The organism is Brevibacterium marinum, from assembly GCF_011927955.1.
In the GTDB taxonomy this organism is placed as follows: domain Bacteria; phylum Actinomycetota; class Actinomycetes; order Actinomycetales; family Brevibacteriaceae; genus Brevibacterium; species Brevibacterium marinum.
Genome location: NZ_JAATJN010000001.1, coordinates 1,724,775 through 1,741,525 on the forward strand (window position 1 = coordinate 1,724,775; position 16,751 = coordinate 1,741,525).

Sequence of the window (16,751 nt, forward strand, 5' to 3'; positions counted from 1 at the left end):
TCGGACGACGGAGCTGCTGCTCACGGTTCGTGGTCAGCTCTGTCGAAATCGACTGGACAGCGACTCGAGCAACATCGTCAGCGCCCGTTCCTCGGTCAGGGCCAGAATGTCGATCGGGTCCCCTTGGAATCTGTGAAGTTCCGACCGCACCTCGTCGCCGACGAGCACAGCGATCCACGTAGTCCCCGGCTCCTGCCCGTCCTGGCCGACCGGCCCGCCCGCACCGGATGCGGCTACGGCGGCGTCGACGTCCATCATTCGTGCGACGGAACGGGCCATCGATTCGACCGACGCCTGGGAAATGACCGCATCCGGTGGTACCTCCAGCAGCTCATGTTTGACCTCGCTCGAGTAAGCCACCACGCCACCGGCGAACCAGTCGGCCGAGCCGGAAGCGGCCGCGAGTTGGCTGGAGATCCTACCGCCGGTGAGCGACTCGGCGACAGCCACGCGCACGCCGTGTTCACCACACAGTTCGGCGAGACTCTCGGCAATCTCGGCGGCGTTGTTCTCGTGCTCATTGTGGTTGGTCACGTGCGTACTCTAAGCCTGTTCAAGACGATGGCCCGGGCCACCGCCTTGAACAGGGTCAGGAGACAGCGGCAGTCATTCACGAACTCTTGCTGGTCTCGCGATTGCTCTCCTTCTCAAGGGCGTCGACGAGCTGTTTCTTGGTCATCGTCGACCGGCCCGAGATATTGAGCTTCTTCGCCTGCGTGTACAGGTGGTCCTTCGACGCATTCACATCGATGCCGCCAGCCGTTTTCCGGTTCGTGTGCTTGCCCCCGGCGCTCTGTGCATCGGAGGGTCCGGAGGAACTCTTGGGCTCCCAGCTGTCGCCCACCTTCTCGTATGTGTGCTTCAGCGCATCATAGGCCACCTGATGTGCGCGCTTCTCGTCGTTGTACTCCTCCATTGCCGAGTCGTATGCCTTGGCGAACGTGCGTTGAGCCTTGCGGCCCGACTTCGCCAGGGTCGATGGCAGTTCCGACTTCTTGGGCTTTCCGGACTGGGTGGTTTTCGGCACGATGACCACATCTCCTCACGCATGTCGAGGTCACGATCGCCGTCAGGATAACCCACAAGTGTGAGCCCCGTAAGGGGGCTTGTCGGCGCCTGCGCCTGGTCATAGCGTGACCCAGAACAGCCACAAGCGCCGAGGTGAGGATTGCAAAGATGTCATCCGAAGAGAGCCCGTTCATCCCCGGAAAACCGGCGTCGTCGACTCCGGACTTCGACGAGCCGCAACGCCCCCAAGGGCCGCCCGAAGCAAAGCCCGACCAGAGCGGTCCGAGGCCGACCACTCCCACGGGGGCAACCAGTGCCGATGAGCAGGATGCGCAAGGGCAGCAAGGTCGCTATCACACGACGGCCCAAGGCGGCAGACTGCCCGACACCAACCATTCGCTCAAGGCCGGTGCCCGCGGCCCGGTGCTCATCCAGGACCACCATCTGCGAGAGAAGATCACCCACTTCGATCACGAACGCATCCCCGAACGGGTCGTTCACGCCCGCGGTGCCGCCGCTCATGGCACATTCGTCTCATACGGGAACGCGAGCAGCGTCACGAAGGCGGGATTCCTCCAAGCAGAGGCTGAGACCGAGGTATTCACACGCTTCTCGACTGTCGTCGGATCACGCGGTTCACCCGATGTCGCTCGAGACACACGGGGCTTCGCCACGAAGTTCTACACCTCTGAAGGGGTGTTCGACCTCGTCGGCAACAACTTTCCCGTCTTCTTCATCCAAGATGCGTTGAAGTTTCCCGACATCGTGCACGCGGCCAAACCGCACCCGGATCGCGAGATCCCACAGGCACAGAGCGCTCACGACACGTTCTGGGATTTCGTGTCGCTGCATACCGAGGCCACCCACCACACCATGTGGCAGATGTCTGATCGCGCGATACCCCGTTCGCTGCGCATGATGGAAGGCTTCGGCGTGAACACGTTTCGCGTCCAGAACTCTGCCGGTGAGACATCACTGGTGAAATTCCATTGGAAACCGGAGAACGGTGTCCATTCCCTGCTCTGGGAGGAAGCCCAGCTGGTGAACGGATTCGACCCGGACTTCCATCGCCGTGACCTCGCCGATGCGATCGAAGCCGGAGCCTATCCGAGGTGGGAGTTGGGGCTGCAGGTGATGCCCGACTCCGAGGACGAAATGTTCGAGGGCATCGACCTGTTGGATCCCACGAAGCTCGTGCCCGAAGAGCTTGCTCCGGTCCGGGCGGTGGGCAGGCTCACTCTTGATCGGAACCCTGAGAACTATTTCGCCGAGACCGAACAGGTGGCCTTCCACCCGGGCCACCTCGTGCCGGGAATCGATGTCACCAATGATCCCCTGCTGCAGGGGCGGCTGTTCTCCTATCTCGATACACAGCTGACCCGCCTCGGCGGTCCGAACTTCAGTGAGCTGCCGATCAACCGCCCCCGGTGCCCCGTCAACGACATGTTTCGCGACGGAATGCACCAAACAGCGGTCCATCAAGGTGTGGCACCGTACAAACCGAATTCGCTCGACGGAGGAAACCCCTTCTCCACCGAAGACGAGCACGCGCTCATCGATGTTCCGCAGCCCGTCGCAGAATCGGTCAAGGAACGCCGCGCTTCGGCATCCTTCGACGACCACTTCAGCCAGGCACGTCTGTTCTGGCTGAGCCTGACCGGGATCGAACGTCAGCACCTTGCGGATGCGTTCATCTTCGAACTCGGCAAGTGCTACGAAGAGACCATCCGACGCCGAGAAGTGAAGAACCTCGCCGCAATCGATCGCGAACTCTGCGAAACAGTGGCAACCGGTTTGGGTCTCAAGGCCCCGGAGGCCGACGACCGGGCACCCGGAGTCACCGCGAGCCCCGCTCTGTCCCAGATCGGCAGGCGATGGCCCGTGGCAGGCAGGAAGGTGGGAATCGTCGCTTCTGCGGACACCCCCTTCGACCAGATCACAACGGTGCGGGCCGCTGTTGCCGAGGCTGGGATGGTTCCGCTGCTCGTCGCCCCAAGAGGCGGAAGACTGGGGGAGGGCAGCACCTCGGTCGCCGTGGAGCGCACCTACGCTACGATGCGTTCGGTGGAATTCGACGCCGTCGTCCTGACCGAGGGCATCGAATCCTCGACAGAGGTCGACGTGCTGATCTCCGAAGCGTGGCGCCACCTGAAGGCCATCGCCACCTGCGGCAATGCCGAAATCCTGCTCGAAGAACCGGGCATCGGGCTCGGCGATCCCGGGATATTCTGTTCAGACGAGCCCCACGAGGCGACGCGGCAGGTGATTGAAGCGCTCGCGGAGCACCGTGCCTGGGCGCGTGCCGATATGTGACTGCGGACGACCCCGATGTGTGACTGCGGAGGGGCTCAGCCCGACTCATCCTCCGAATAGACGCGCATGCGCAGTCGTTGGGCGTGGGTGAGGTTCTTGATGTCGACGTCCGAGTCGAAGCTCGACCCCAGGGCGCCGGCGACGACGCCCAGGCCGGCGCTGAGCCAGGCGATGTCCAGATAGCTGCCGAAGGTCGCGGGAGCTCGGATGGTTCGGCTCATGAACTCCGGGTCGATGACGATGAGGCTTCCGACGAGGATCCCGGTGACAAGCAGCACATACAGACACACGACGCACAAGAGCAGTGTCAGGACGGTGGACAGGTTGTAATAGAAGACGACCGGAGTCAAACGCTCGCGAACGGGCCGATCCCACAAGCGGTTGATCGTGATGAGCCAGACGACCATGACGGCGATCGCAATCAGGCCGATTGAGATCAGCCGCGCGGTCGAGAGGTAATGAGACATCTGCCAGATGGAACTGTAGAAGATGCCGAACGCCCCGGTGGCCGCGGCCGCCGCCAGCGCGCGGGACAGCTTCGAGGCCATCCGCATGGGATCATTGGCGCTGGCCATCCCCAGAACGAGACGCGGACCACCTGTCATTGTGTGGGCATGAAGTGTCTGACGTCCCGAATCGCTCTTATCGGACCAGTGCCCCCAGCGCGGCATGAATGGGTACGATTCAGCGGGCGGGCCGTAGGACACGAGCTGGTTGATGCAGCTTGTCAGCACTTTCAGCACTCGTTGCTTCGACACCCACGCGCCCAATGTGGGGAACGAGATGACGGCGATCTTCCTGTCGGCGAGCACCTCGGCGATCAATGGCTTCCCGTAAGTGTGGCGGGGTATGCCCGTGAGCATGAGAACCACGTCGACGTTGCGATAGTTGCTGATGAACGAGTCTATGGTCGACATCTCCAACTGATGATCCGGCTGCACCTTTACAGTCCGCGCGTACGTTTCGACCTGGACTTCGGCTTCGAAGACCTGTCTCAGCTCCTCTTCGAACTCGCTTTTGAGCGTGTCTATCCGCCTGCTTGCGGCCCCGGGATCGGCAATGATGAGCACGTGCAATGACCTCGTTGTCGATTCGGCCATCTGTGCATTCTCCATCCCGGACCACGAGGACTCATTGCATCGGACCCATCGGCCCATCCTCAGAATAGAAATGTGAACGCGCAGCAACAAGCCCTCTATCGGAACATCGGGAGGTATGTTAATGGGCCCGTGGGAAAGCTTTATCGGCCCGTGTGAAAAATTTCTGTGATAATCTGCGGGAGGAGATGTTTACGTAGTAAACATTGACTTCGGGTGCCCCGTTCAACCAGGGCTGGACACCTCGAAGCTCTGCAGTCAGTGCGACAGTCGGTCTCCGACCCCCGGACGATCGATCCGCGCCTCGGAAAGGCTGGTGGATGCAGTGAAATACGGAAATCAGTCCTTGGTAGTGGTTGCCAACCGCCTGCCGGTGGATCGCTGTGAGGGCAGTTGGTCGCCGTCTCCCGGCGGGCTGGTCTCGGCGGTGGCGCCGATGGTCAAGGAGAGCCGCGGCGCGTGGATCGGGTGGTGCGGAACAAGCGACGAAGAGTTCGAACCGTTCGAGTTCGACGGAATGCACCTCGTCCCCATCGCTCTCGGGTCAGACGAATACGACAAGTATTACGAAGGGTTCTCCAACGCCACACTGTGGCCCCTCTATCACGACCTCGTCGTGCCACCTCAATTCCATCGCTCCTGGTGGAAGACCTACCTTTCGACCAATGCTCGTTTCGCCCAGGCCGCAGTGGATGCCGCAGCCCATGAGGCGACGATTTGGATCCACGACTTCCACCTGCAGCTCGTTCCGGAGATGATTCGAGCTCAGCGACCTGATGTGCGGATCGGATTCTTCAACCACATTCCTTTTCCTTCGGAATCGATATTCGCCCAGCTTCCCTGGCGCGATTCGATTCTGCGGGGCCTGCTCGGTGCCGATGTGATCGGTTTTCAACTCGACTCCGATGTGGAGAACTTCCGCAGTGCAGTCTCGCGGTTCTTGGGGATCAGCAGCGAAGAGCTGCCGAACACAGTTCGCGCTTATCCGATCTCAATCGACGCGGATGCGATTCACCGCGTCGCAGAGGCCGAAGAGACACAGCATCGGGCCAGGCAGATGCGCGAGGAGCTCGACGATCCACGCTGTCTCATCGTCGGCGTCGACAGACTCGATTACACCAAAGGCATCCTTCATCGGCTGCGTGCCTACCATGAACTTCTCGAAGACGGTGTGCTCGACCCCCAGGAGACGACATTCGTCCAGGTCGCCGTGCCCTCCAGAGAAGGCCTTGAGTCGTATCAGGACTTGCGCGACGAGGTTGAACAGTTGGTGGGCAACATCAACGGCAGCTTCGGTGCCATGGACCGTGCCGCCGTTCACTATTTCCATCATTCGTATTCGTTCGAATCGACGGTGGCCCTCTATCTGGCGGCGGACGTTCTCCTCGTGACGTCGCTGCGCGACGGGATGAACCTCGTCGCCAAAGAATACGTGGCCGCGCGACACGACAGCGGTGCTCTCGTCCTCTCGGAGTTCGCCGGCGCGGCCGCGGAACTCGACGAGGCGCTGTTGGTCAATCCTCACGACATAGCCGGGCTCAAGGACGCTATCCGCCTTGGAGCGGAGATGCCCCCGGCGGAAGCTCAGAGGCGAATGGCATCCATGGCTGAAGTCGTCGACGGTCACGACATCCACCGGTGGGCCCGAGCGTTCCTTGACGATCTTCGACCGATGCCACCGACGCGAGCCCCCACGACCGCAGAATCAACGAACCAACCGATCAATGCAGACCCTAACCAGAGGACTCAATATGTACACACTGCTCAATAATCAGGAAGCCTCGAAGTTCGATCTCTATCTTCCGGGGAAGCTCGTGGCATCGTTGCACTACACGATCGACGAGGAGGAGGTCATGTTCATCTATTGTGAAGCGATTGAGCCCCTCGAAGCAGATCAGCACTGCAGGGAACTCATGAGCAGATCACTGAAAGACGTGCGCAACCGTCACATGAAGGTCACCGTCTCATGCCCCATCGCACTGAAACACCTCGACGATCCGGCAGCGAATCTGCCGCCCGGCTCTCGGTCCATCGTGTCGGAGAACAAACAGAGTTAGGGGTGCAGAATGCTGCGTATCCTTTCGATCAGATCGTCAAGTCCGTCATCGAATTCGCGCTTCGAGTGATCTTCGGCAAGTTTGCCCTGCAACCCCTTGAGCGTCGGATACTGATCGAGTGAGCCGTCCTCGATCATTGAGGCTTCCTCAGGGCTGACGGCCACTCCGACGGCGGCGACTTGGAGCAGAAGGGCACCGAGGAGGAAGCTCGTGAGTGCCTTATAAGCATCCACCGCGGCGGAATCCGAGAAGCCGAAGTCCCGCAGAGACCTAAGAAAGTGGTCGACCCATCGCAGGCTGCGCAGCGGCGGACGCAGCCATGGCGCCTCCGGTGGGTGTGCGGCGATCAGCGGGAATATCTGCGGGTGGTCCAGAGCGAGATTGCGCAGGGCGTTGGCGACGTGTTGGACATACTCTTCCCAGGAGTTGGGCTCCTCCGTCATGAGGGAGTCGTTGAACAGATCGTCGATGACCTGGTGAACGACGGCGGCGAGCAAGGCATCGCGGCCGGCGACGTGCCTGTACAGAGCCATCGCCTCGACCCCGAGTGAAGCTCCCAGTCGGCGCATGGTCAGTGATTGCGCCCCGTGTTCGTCGATATAGGCGACGGCACCGCGAATCACGTCGTCGCGACTGAGCCGTTGACGAGCCATCGTTCCACCTTCTTGTTAACGTTCGGTAATAACAGTCTAAGGGTCACGAGCACACCGTATGAGGAACCGGAATATGCCTTGGCCGGCAGATAGCGCCGTATGCTCACCGCTTCTATCGACGTGCTTCGACGGTAACGCAGTTGGCGCATCCCCGTAAGAGGGGGCAGCCGCCACCGGGCGGTTTACAAGCACCGGGATAGGTGCAAGTCTGGGGTGACCACCCGCATAAATGGCATAGACGACGAACGGAGCTGCTGATGAACCTCGAGAATCTGCGCACTGTATACGACAACCAGGGCCCTTTCGCCACCATCTATCTGGAAGGGCGCTCTCCCGCGGCCGATGCCGAGCAGCAGGTGCGACTGCGGTGGGACGAGCTCCGGCAGAATTTGACCGACGCCGGTGCGCCGGACCAGATCCTCTCCCACATCGACGACACATTGATCGTCGACGACATCACCGAGGTCCAGACCGATGGGCGGATCGTCGTTGCCAACACCTCGGGAGTCGTCCTCGACGAGCACTGGGACGCCGCACTCGGTGCAGGCGACATTGCCCACTATGCGCAGGTCCCCGAGCTGGGCGCCTATATCCGCGAGAATTCTCGACTGGTTGACGTGGTCCTCATCATCGCCGATCAGGAGGGGGCGACCATCCGGGAACTGCGAGTCTCACCTCAGCATGAGGCGAAGCAGCACGATGAGTCGCACATCAGCGGCGACAACGACGAGGAGATCCACGCACCCCGCGAAGGAGCACTGTCGCACAATCAGATCCGGCGACGCGTCGATGAGATCGTCAAGGACAATGCCCGCGCGGTCGCCGACCATGTCGATGAGATCGTTCGATCCCGTACCCCAGACATCGTGGTGGTCGCCGGAGAGGTTCAGGGCCGCACGGCGGTCAAGGCCGAGCTGTCGACCAGAGTCGATGAGCTGCTCGAGGAGACATCGCAGGGAGGCACGGATGACGATGCGGCCGAGGAAGCGCTGTATGCCGCGGTGAAGTCCTTCGCCTCCGACTACGTCCAGAAGAAGCAGACAGAGCAGAATGAGAACCTGTCCTACAGCAAGGCTCACGACCTTGCCGCAGAAGGCCGGGAGCAGGTCTCTCAAGCCGTTCAGCGCGGTGCCGCGGCGACCGTGCTCCTCAACTACGACGCCGGTTCCGAAGACGAAGGGACGATCCTGGCCGAGGCTGTGCTCTCCTCCGCCGAGGTCGGCCTCATCGACACGGAAGCCACGGACGGAATAGCGGCAATACTGCGCTACGACGCCTCAACGGCCCTCGCCGACTGACGGCCCTCGCCGGATGTCGAGCGGCCCCTCGTCGACTGACGAGGGGCCGCTTGCCGGTTGAGGAGGGGGTCCCTCGCCGGCTGACTGGAACTTCTCGCCGGCTGAGGAGGGGCCCCGAACGCTCAGTCGTTCTCAGCGACGTAGACACGTGAGCGCAGGCGTTGAGCATGAGTCATTCTCTTGACGTCGATATCACTGTCGAAGGTCGATCCCAGGGCACCGGCGACGACACCCATCGCGGGCCTGAGCCACGCGATGTCGAGATAATTGCTGAACTCCGCCTGCGGGCGATGGATGATCTGGGCCATGAATTCCGGGTCGATGACGATGAGGCCGCCCACCAGAATGCCCGCGACGAGCAGGACATAGAGCGCACCCACGCATATGATCAGGGTGAGGACTGTCGACAGGTTGTAGTAGAACACAACTTGGACGAGTCGTTTCCTCGACGGCCTGTCCCAGAGTCCGTTGACGGTCAGCAGCCAGCCGACCATCACGGTGATCGCGATGAGTCCGATGGAGATCAGCCGCACCGTCGACAGGTGGTGCGACATCTGCCAGATCGAACTGTAGAAGATGCCGAACGCGCCGGTGGCCGACGCCGCCGCCAAGGCGCGGGTGAGTTTTCGCGCCATACGCAGCGGTTCATTGGCCATCGTCATGCCGAGGACGAGCCTGGTGCCGCCGGTGAAGGTGTGAGCGTGCAGGGTGCGGCGTCCCGACTCTGCTCGACTCGACCATTGGCCCCACCTCGGCAGACTGTGCTTCGGTGCGCTATGGCCATCGGGCAGGAGCTGATTCGCACAGCTCATGAAGATCTTGAGCAGGCGACGTCTGGAGGTCACTGCGCCGAGGGTCGGGCCCGAGACCACAGCGACTCGCCTGTCCGGCAGAACCTCGGCGATGAGGGGCTTGTCCTGAGTGTGCCGAGGGATGTCGGTGAACATGATGACGAGGTCGGCGCTGGAGTATCGGTTCACGAGCGAGTCGAGAGTCGACATCTCCAACTGGTGGTCGGCTCGGACTCTGATGACCTCGGAGCACGTGTCGACGTGGACGTCGGCATCGAAACTCTGCCGCAGCCGCTGTTCGAATTCGGCCTTGATGGCCGCGACCCGGCGGGTCGGCTGGCCGGGGTCAGCAATGAGGAGAAGATGCATCGCATCGGGTGCTTTCGTCCATGGTGTCCTCCACTTGTCAGGGACGGGCCAAGGGGCGGGTGAGTCGGGTCTGTTGCCGACATTCCCACTCTTGCAGTGATCGGGGCGTTTGAACAGCGACTGTCGCGACTTCCGGCAACTCCACACCGACCGCTCAGTGCGCCTTGATGTCTGAAAGGCCGGACCGGTCACGTATTCTGGGGTGAACAGATTGATCCGGTGTGACTGCGGCGCAGCACATCGGCAGCGCGAGTGAAGGAGAGATCGGCACATGAGCGTTCTAGTGACCGGAGGTGCCGGGTACATCGGCTCCCACGTGGTGCGGCTGCTGTCCGAACGCGGGGACGACGTGCTCGTCGTCGACGACCTCTCCACCGGGATCGAAAGCCGAGTCACCGGTTTTCCCATCGTCAGCCTCGACCTTGCCGCCCCTGACGCCGAGGACCGCCTCGTCGACGCGATCGAGGATCACTCGGTCGACTCGATCATCCACTTCGCCGCGAAGAAGCAGGTGGGCGAGTCCGTCGAACAGCCCATCATGTACTACCGTCAGAACATCGGCGGGCTGACGAACGTCCTCGCCGCCGTCGAGCGCACCGGCATCGAATCCCTCGTCTTCTCCTCCTCGGCCGCGACATACGGCATGCCCGAGGTCGAGATGGTTCCCGAGGACCTCGACTGCCGCCCGATCAACCCCTATGGCCAGACGAAGCTCATCGGCGAATGGATGATCGACAATGCGATCACCTCGGCGAGCATGCAGGGCAGGAAATTCAACGCCGTGAAGCTGCGCTACTTCAACGTCGCCGGAGCCGGCTGGCCCGAACTCGCCGACACCGCCGTCATGAACCTCATCCCGATCGTCCTCGGGCGCATCGCCGACGGCAAGGCGCCCATCGTCTTCGGCGACGACTACGACACCGCCGACGGCACCTGCGTCCGCGACTATGTCCACGTCAAGGACCTCGCCGAGGCGCACATCGCCGCACTCGACTACATGAAGTCCGGCGCCGCCTCGGAGACCGTGTTCAACGTGGGCACCGGAACCGGAGCCTCGGTCAAGGAGGTCATCGACGCCATCGCCGAGGCGACCGGACGCGACATCGTGCCCGAAATGGGCGAGCGTCGCGCCGGTGACCCACCCGCACTCGTCGCCGACGTCTCCCGCATCGGGGCACAGCTGAGCTGGAAGGCCGAGTTCGATCTCGACGACATCGTGGCCAGCGCCGTCGAAGCGGCAGGGATGCTGCCCGCACAGACCGGTGACTGACCTCGACGCCTCGGCGAGGGCCGCTCTCGACTGGGTGCGCAGCAGATCCGACCCCGGTCCGAATCTGCCCGTCGAGGCGAGGGTGGCTCTGCATTTCCATCCCGAAGCGGACAGTTCCGGAACATCGGTTCTGGGGTCGATTCTCGGGCGGGGCCGATATCTCTCCCAGTTCGCCACCGGCACGAGCAATGGCGGATTGACCGCTGTTGCCGGAGGCGACCGTTGGCTCTGGGAACAGCGCATATTCAACCATGCCTATGATCGCGCCGCCGCGGTGCTCAGACCGGTCTACGGTGCTCTCGACATCGACGGCGACCCGTATGGGCCCGCACCGCGATTCGGCTCCGCCTATCTGCGCCTTCGCCCTGAGGTCCTGCAACGCACGACCTTCGCCTATCCGGACAGCACATACCATCCCATCAGCTTCGGCGTCGCCGATCGGATGGGACTTCTCGAGGCCTACTGCCGTGATGATCCGCGCCGTGAAGAACCGAATCGCCACTGTAAAGAGCCGGACAAGGGTGGGACCGCTTTCGCGCGGGATCTCCTCGACTACTACGTCGAGGCCCATGTGCATGGCGGTGTGCGAGTGCCCGAGGACGTCGAGGCGATCGTGCTCGACCCCAGCTTCGATGACGAATCCCTTCTCCAGGCTGCTCGGCACAGCGGAATCACCGTCGAGACCCATCCCGGATATCGGGCCGAAGTCGGCCAGATCGCGGCACACCCTGAATACCGCGGGCCAGAGATCGTCGAAGTGGCGAAGAGGATCGCGTCGTCGATCGCCCACTCGAATCTACTCTCGCCTGTTGATGTGGGACGAGCGCGACGATGTCCGAGGTTCGACCCTCAGCAGGTCAAACAGGTCTGGCACTGCCTGGCCCGCTTCGGTCGCAGCTGGTGACGAGGCAGCTCAGCCGGGTTTCCGAGCCACGATGAGGTGGCGAGTGGAGTGCGCGACGAACGGGTCGCCTCGGCGAAGTCGAGCATCGATTTCCTGCAGCTGCGGCCGGTAGTCGTCGACGCTGAAGTTCGGCACCCACCAGGGGCATTTGCGCAGGATCCACACGACGGCGCCGATATCGTAGAACTCCATGCGGCAGCGCACAGTGCGCAGCGTCTCGAGCGCGAGTCCGGTAGCTTCGGCGTCCTGGACCTCTGTGTCGGGGTGGCGGCTCCTGCGGTTCTCGAGCTGGGGCCCGAGGAAGAACTCGATGAGTTCGAACGCCGACGCAGGTCCGACGTGCTGTGCGAAGTAGGTGCCTCCTGGCACGAGGACCCGCGTGATCTCCGACCATTGGGGACGTACAGGATGCCGAGAGCTGACCAGATCGAAGCTGCCATTGGCGAACGGAAGATGCTCGGGATCGGCAGCGACGACATCGACACTGCGCGGGCCCAGACGGTGCCGGGCGCGGGCGACATTGGGCAGGTGGGCTTCGGTGGCGGCCATGCGCGGTGGCAGCAGCGGAGCCTCGTCGATGACCTCTCCGCCGCCGGTGTCGACGTCGAGGGCGGCGTGGGCCGTGGACAGGCGCTGGGCGAGAAGTCTCCCGTAGCCCCACGGTGGCCGTTGCTCTGTGGCGCGACCGTCGAGCCAGGAGAAGTCCCACCCGCTGACATCGGCGGTCTGTGCTTCGGAGACGAGTTCCTCGAAGGTGCGCATGATGCAATCGTTGCCTATGTGTGGGCCGGTTGTACAGGTGAGGCTGCTCAGTCGGGTCACGGTTGGGCAACGCGCTTGAAACGACGGGTGAGCGGTTGCCGTCAGACCGCCTCGGCGACTATCGACTCAGCGTCCATTGCGTAGATTCTTAGCCGATGGGTGGTCACAAACCGGACCATAAGCGGCATGATGGCCTTATGACCACAGATATGGATATTGCGCTCAACGCCGAGCTCGATTCGATCATCGATATCGCCGCCGGCCTGGGCTTGGAATCACAGGACATCATCCCCTACGGCTGGACGAAGGCCAAGGTTCCCGTCGACGTTCTCGACAAGGCTGCCGAGACCACGAGCGACGGTCACCTCATCCTCGTCACGGCCATGAGCCCGACACCGGCAGGCGAAGGCAAGACCACGACGAGCATCGGCCTGGCCGACGGCCTCAACGAACTCGCCCGATCGAAGCCGGACGTCGGACAAGCGGTCCTGGCCCTGCGCGAACCCAGCATGGGCCCGGTCTTCGGCATGAAGGGTGGAGCTGCCGGCGGCGGTTACGCTCAGGTCGTGCCGATGGAGGACATCAACCTCCACTTCACCGGCGACTTCGCGGCCATCGCCGCGGCGAACAACCTCGCCGCCACCATGCTCGACAATCACATCCACCACGGCAACGAGCTCGACGTCGACCCGCGCCGCATCCATATCCGTCGCGTGGTCGACCTCAACGACCGGGCACTGCGCGGAGTCGTCATCGGCCTCGGCGGACTCAACGGGGGAGTGCCGAGGGAGGACGCCTTCGACATCGTCGTCGCCAGCGAGGTCATGGCGGTCTTCTGCCTGTCCACCTCGTTGACCGACCTCAAGCAGAGGCTGGGACGAATCGTCCTCGCCCACAACCGGAGCCGCGAACCGATCACCGTCAACGACATCGGTGCGGCCGGGGCGCTGACGGCGCTGCTGCGAAGCGCACTGGCACCGAACCTGGTCCAGAGCCTCGAACACTCGCCGGCGTTCATCCACGGCGGCCCCTTCGCCAACATCGCCCACGGCTGCAACAGCCTGCTCGCGACGAAAGCCGCACTGTCCCTCGGCGATTGGACGGTGACCGAGGCGGGGTTCGGCGCCGACCTGGGAGCGGAGAAGTTCCTCGGCATCAAGTGCCGTACTGCAGGCATCTGGCCCTCGGCCGTGGTCGTCGTCGCCACCTTGCGTGCCCTGAAATACCACGGGGGCATCTCGGTGGCCGACGTGCAGACGCCGAACACCGAGGCGGTGATCGAAGGGATGAGCAACCTCGAACACCACTGCGGCAACCTGCTCAACATCTACGGGCTCACCCCGGTCGTGTGCTTCAACAGGTTCCCCACCGACACGGATGAGGAGATGACCGCCGCGATCGAGCACCTGCGCTCGAAGGGCATTTCCGCGGTCGAGTCGACGCACTGGGCCGATGGCGGTAAGGGCGCGCTGGCGCTGGCCGAGGCGGTCGTCGAGGCTGCCGGTGGCGCTGAAAAGGCCGGGTCTGGGGCGCGGTACAGCTATGAGCTCGACCGGCCTCTGGAGGAGAAGATCCGCACGATCGCGCAACGGATCTACGGTGCTGCCGACGTCGATCTGCCCACGAAGGTCACGCGCAAGCTCAAGCAGTTTACGGACGAGGGCTATGGCGATGCCCCGATCTGCGTCGCGAAGACCCAGTATTCGCTGAGCACGGACGGAAGTCTGCGCGGGGCTCCGAAGGATCACATCATCGAGGTCAAGGACGTGCGGCTCTCGGCCGGTGCCGGCTTCGTCGTCGTCATCGCCGGAGACATCATGACCATGCCCGGGCTGCCCAAGGAGCCCTCGGCACTGACCATCGACGTCACCGAGGATGGGAACATCACAGGCCTGTTCTGAACCTCCTGGTCAAGGCACCGAGACACGGGCAGCGCACCGAGACGCGGGCCGTTCGCCGAGAGACGGGTTGCCGACGGCGCACGAAATCGATTAACGGGTGGAGTGCCGAGACCCACACGCGCACCCCCGTTATTCGGCAGTTTGTGCGGTATTCGGCGCTGACAGTCCCAGGCGCTGACAGTTCCCGGCTGCGACGTGTTGTCCTCTGCATACTTCAGTCTGACTTGGTCACTCGTTCGAAGACCCGGTCGAGAGATGCGGAGAGCGCGGCGCTGTTGTCCTCGTCCATCCAGTCTCGATGCAGCATCTCGTTGAGGCCGCCCGGGGTCTCGTGCCCGGCGACCAGGTCGGCGAACGAGGAATCGGTCGTGGCGAGCTTATTGCCCAGCCCGGCGAACTGCCCGCGGACGATGCGATCGGCATCGACCCTGCCCCAGCCTTGGCCGACGAGCCAATCGGCGATCGTCTGGAGGTAGGCGTAGTAGGCCGACATCGTCGCGGTCGTGGCAGAGAGGGTGCTGAAGAGCACTTCGGTCTCTGCGACGACGGTGCCGCCGAGGACGTCGAAGAATTTCTCGACCTCGAGGTGAGCGGGGTGGACCGCAGTGACGCCTTGACGCTCGCGCACAGGCGGCAGTGGGATGACCCTCACGACGTTCGGGTTCTGCGGCAGAAGTGGGGACAGTGCCGCGACCGAGACGCCCGCGATCGCGCTGACCACAGTGCGATCGGAGGGAATGTCGAGCTCGGAGAGCACCGACTCGGTCTGCTCGGGCAGCACCGAGAGGATGATGTGCTCGCTGCGATCGACGACGTCCTGATTGCTCTCACAGACCTCCACCCGGTCGAAGTCGTTCGCGAGACGCGTCGAGCGCTCGACATTGCGCGGTGAGAGGAAGAAATCCGGATGATCGCCGCTCGCACACGCTCCCTCTACGATCGCCGAGGCGATCTCGCCGACTCCGATGATCCCGATTGCTCTGCTCACGAGCTGCCTCCTGAATACGTCGTTGTGAAGATGAGCGCGGGGTGCCCCCACTGCCTGCATTGTGTCATCGACCTGCTGGCCCGGTGTGTTGAGCTGCCTATGATCAACTCATCCTCCTCGTCCATGCGGTACTTCATCCTCCTCGTCCATGCGGTACTTCGACGAGAGCGGGCCGGGGTACAGGAGCTCGGATTGGCAAGGCTGACCGCCGACACCGCAGGAATATCTGCCATTGATCGAGTCACTCGAACGCGCTGAGCACGGCCCGCGCGGTGTCTTCGATCAGTGCTGCATCGGATTCCGAGTTCGGGTCGTGATGCTCGGTCATAATCGCGATGACGATCGGATCCCGCTTCGGTGGGAACACGATGGCGACGTCGTTGCGCAGAGCGTCGGCGTGACCGGACTTGTCGGCGACCTCCCACCCCTCCGGGGCGCCCGCGCGGATGAGTGGGTCGCCGGTGGCGTTGCCGCTCATCCAATCGATCAGGAGCTCACGATCGTCAGCCGAGAGATTCTCGGAGTCGAGCAGCGCGGCAAGGTCGCCCGAGAACGCGGCGGGAGTCGTGGTGTTGTCGGTGCTGTCGTGATCGATGACGTTGAGTTCGGGCTCACGATCGATCACCTCGGTGGTCGGATCCCCGAGGTCCTCGAGCGCGGAGTCCAGACCAGCGGGGCCGTCGATGTGATCGAAGACGATGTTCGCCGCGGCGTTGTCGCTGACCCGGATGGCAGCCTCCGCGACCTTTTCCAGAGGCAGTCCATCGCCGAGGTGCTTCTTCGTCACCGGGGCATAGCCGGCATCCTCGACGTCGTCCTCCGTCCAAGTCACCTGTTCGTCCAACTGTTCGGCAGATGTCGTGTCCAAGAGCTCCGCCACAGCCAAGGACTTGATCGTGGAGGCGAAGCCGAACCGCTCGTCCGATCGATGCTCCACGAAGGACCCATCGCCGGTGTCCATCGCATGCACGCCGACGCGGGCGTCGTATTCGTCTTCGATGCTCGTGAGGTCGGCGGTGACCTCGGGCTGAGCTGCGTCCCCTGACGGTGACTCTGCACCGGGGGCCTGTGCCGTCGGGCTGGACGCCTGCACCGTCGGGCCGGACGCCTGCGCAGAGGACAGCGATTCGGCGCTGTCGGCCGACGGGGCACAGGCGGTCAGCGTGAGCAGTGACAGCGCCGCCGCGCTGAGCGTCTGAGATGTTCGTGAGGTCATCGCGGGTTCCTTCTCGATGCGGGGTCATGTGTCGGCGAACGCCGACCGTTCCAACAAGCACCACTGTTCCCTCGTTGGGCGATGCAGTCGAAGACGGTTTGCGGCATTTGCATATCAAAAGTGC

The 16,751-nt window shown here is 63.0% G+C and carries 15 protein-coding genes; 7 read left to right on the forward strand and 8 right to left on the reverse strand.

The genetic code is table 11. The features are described from left to right. Window positions 1-33 precede the first annotated feature (33 nt). Window positions 34-534: a nicotinamide-nucleotide amidohydrolase family protein gene (locus tag BKA07_RS07575; RefSeq protein ID WP_209043898.1), complete on the reverse strand. Its 501-nt coding sequence runs from the start codon at window positions 532-534 to the stop codon at window positions 34-36. Between the two features lie 76 nt (window positions 535-610). Continuing rightward, the gene (locus BKA07_RS07580; RefSeq protein ID WP_167950367.1) at window positions 611-1,027 is read right to left on the reverse strand and encodes a ChaB family protein; all 417 of its coding nucleotides are present in this window, start codon (window positions 1,025-1,027) and stop codon (window positions 611-613) included. A 149-nt stretch (window positions 1,028-1,176) separates the two neighbouring features. Here BKA07_RS07580 and BKA07_RS07585 point away from each other — a divergent pair, with 149 nt between their 5' ends. After that, the gene (locus BKA07_RS07585) at window positions 1,177-3,321 is read left to right on the forward strand and encodes a catalase (RefSeq protein WP_167950368.1); all 2,145 of its coding nucleotides are present in this window, start codon (window positions 1,177-1,179) and stop codon (window positions 3,319-3,321) included. A 35-nt stretch (window positions 3,322-3,356) separates the two neighbouring features. On the opposite strand, the gene BKA07_RS07590 is transcribed toward BKA07_RS07585, so the two are convergent. Then, window positions 3,357-4,421 (reverse strand): hypothetical protein, encoded by a 1,065-nt coding sequence (locus BKA07_RS07590; protein WP_245161876.1) that lies wholly within the window; start codon window positions 4,419-4,421, stop codon window positions 3,357-3,359. Between the two features lie 313 nt (window positions 4,422-4,734). On the opposite strand from BKA07_RS07590, the gene BKA07_RS07595 reads away from it, so the two are divergent. Next, complete coding sequence (locus BKA07_RS07595; RefSeq protein WP_342449012.1) at window positions 4,735-6,189, forward strand: alpha,alpha-trehalose-phosphate synthase (UDP-forming); 1,455 nt, start codon at window positions 4,735-4,737, stop codon at window positions 6,187-6,189. Further along, window positions 6,170-6,475 carry a hypothetical protein gene (locus BKA07_RS07600; RefSeq protein ID WP_167950369.1) on the forward strand — a complete coding sequence of 102 codons (306 nt, stop codon included), beginning with the start codon at window positions 6,170-6,172 and terminating at the stop codon, window positions 6,473-6,475. The genes BKA07_RS07595 and BKA07_RS07600 overlap by 20 nt, the downstream gene beginning before the upstream one ends. On the opposite strand, the gene BKA07_RS07605 is transcribed toward BKA07_RS07600, so the two are convergent. After that, on the reverse strand, window positions 6,472-7,128 hold the full coding sequence (locus BKA07_RS07605; RefSeq protein ID WP_167950370.1) for a TetR/AcrR family transcriptional regulator: 657 nt from the start codon (window positions 7,126-7,128) through the stop codon (window positions 6,472-6,474). The two genes, BKA07_RS07600 and BKA07_RS07605, sit on opposite strands and share 4 nt — an antisense overlap. 257 nt (window positions 7,129-7,385) lie before the next feature. Between BKA07_RS07605 and BKA07_RS07610 the strand changes: the two genes are divergently transcribed. Then, entirely contained in the window at window positions 7,386-8,426 is a 1,041-nt protein-coding gene (locus tag BKA07_RS07610; RefSeq protein ID WP_167950371.1) for a baeRF2 domain-containing protein, read from the forward strand. 122 nt (window positions 8,427-8,548) lie between these two features. Here the strand turns inward: BKA07_RS07610 and BKA07_RS07615 are convergent, their stop codons facing one another. After that, window positions 8,549-9,586, reverse strand: a complete 1,038-nt coding sequence (locus BKA07_RS07615) for a hypothetical protein (RefSeq protein WP_167950372.1) — start codon at window positions 9,584-9,586, stop codon at window positions 8,549-8,551. Window positions 9,587-9,857: 271 nt separating this feature from the next. Between BKA07_RS07615 and galE the strand changes: the two genes are divergently transcribed. Both galE and BKA07_RS07625 read left to right on the forward strand, forming a co-directional pair. Continuing rightward, window positions 9,858-10,856 carry a UDP-glucose 4-epimerase GalE gene (galE, locus tag BKA07_RS07620; protein WP_167950373.1) on the forward strand — a complete coding sequence of 333 codons (999 nt, stop codon included), beginning with the start codon at window positions 9,858-9,860 and terminating at the stop codon, window positions 10,854-10,856. Then, a complete protein-coding gene (locus BKA07_RS07625) occupies window positions 10,849-11,760 on the forward strand; it encodes a DUF3626 domain-containing protein (RefSeq protein ID WP_167950374.1) in 912 nt (303 codons plus the stop codon). Before galE ends, BKA07_RS07625 begins: the two co-directional genes overlap by 8 nt. 9 nt (window positions 11,761-11,769) lie before the next feature. Here the strand turns inward: BKA07_RS07625 and BKA07_RS07630 are convergent, their stop codons facing one another. Continuing rightward, the gene (locus tag BKA07_RS07630; RefSeq protein ID WP_167950375.1) at window positions 11,770-12,522 is read right to left on the reverse strand and encodes a class I SAM-dependent methyltransferase; all 753 of its coding nucleotides are present in this window, start codon (window positions 12,520-12,522) and stop codon (window positions 11,770-11,772) included. 197 nt (window positions 12,523-12,719) lie between these two features. Between BKA07_RS07630 and BKA07_RS07635 the strand changes: the two genes are divergently transcribed. Then, window positions 12,720-14,423: a formate--tetrahydrofolate ligase gene (locus BKA07_RS07635; RefSeq protein ID WP_167950376.1), complete on the forward strand. Its 1,704-nt coding sequence runs from the start codon at window positions 12,720-12,722 to the stop codon at window positions 14,421-14,423. 214 nt (window positions 14,424-14,637) lie between these two features. Here the strand turns inward: BKA07_RS07635 and BKA07_RS07640 are convergent, their stop codons facing one another. After that, window positions 14,638-15,411: an NAD(P)-binding domain-containing protein gene (locus BKA07_RS07640; RefSeq protein ID WP_167950377.1), complete on the reverse strand. Its 774-nt coding sequence runs from the start codon at window positions 15,409-15,411 to the stop codon at window positions 14,638-14,640. Between the two features lie 241 nt (window positions 15,412-15,652). Then, the gene (gene bla / locus BKA07_RS07645) at window positions 15,653-16,627 is read right to left on the reverse strand and encodes a class A beta-lactamase (protein WP_167950378.1); all 975 of its coding nucleotides are present in this window, start codon (window positions 16,625-16,627) and stop codon (window positions 15,653-15,655) included. Between the last annotated feature and the right edge of the window lie 124 nt (window positions 16,628-16,751).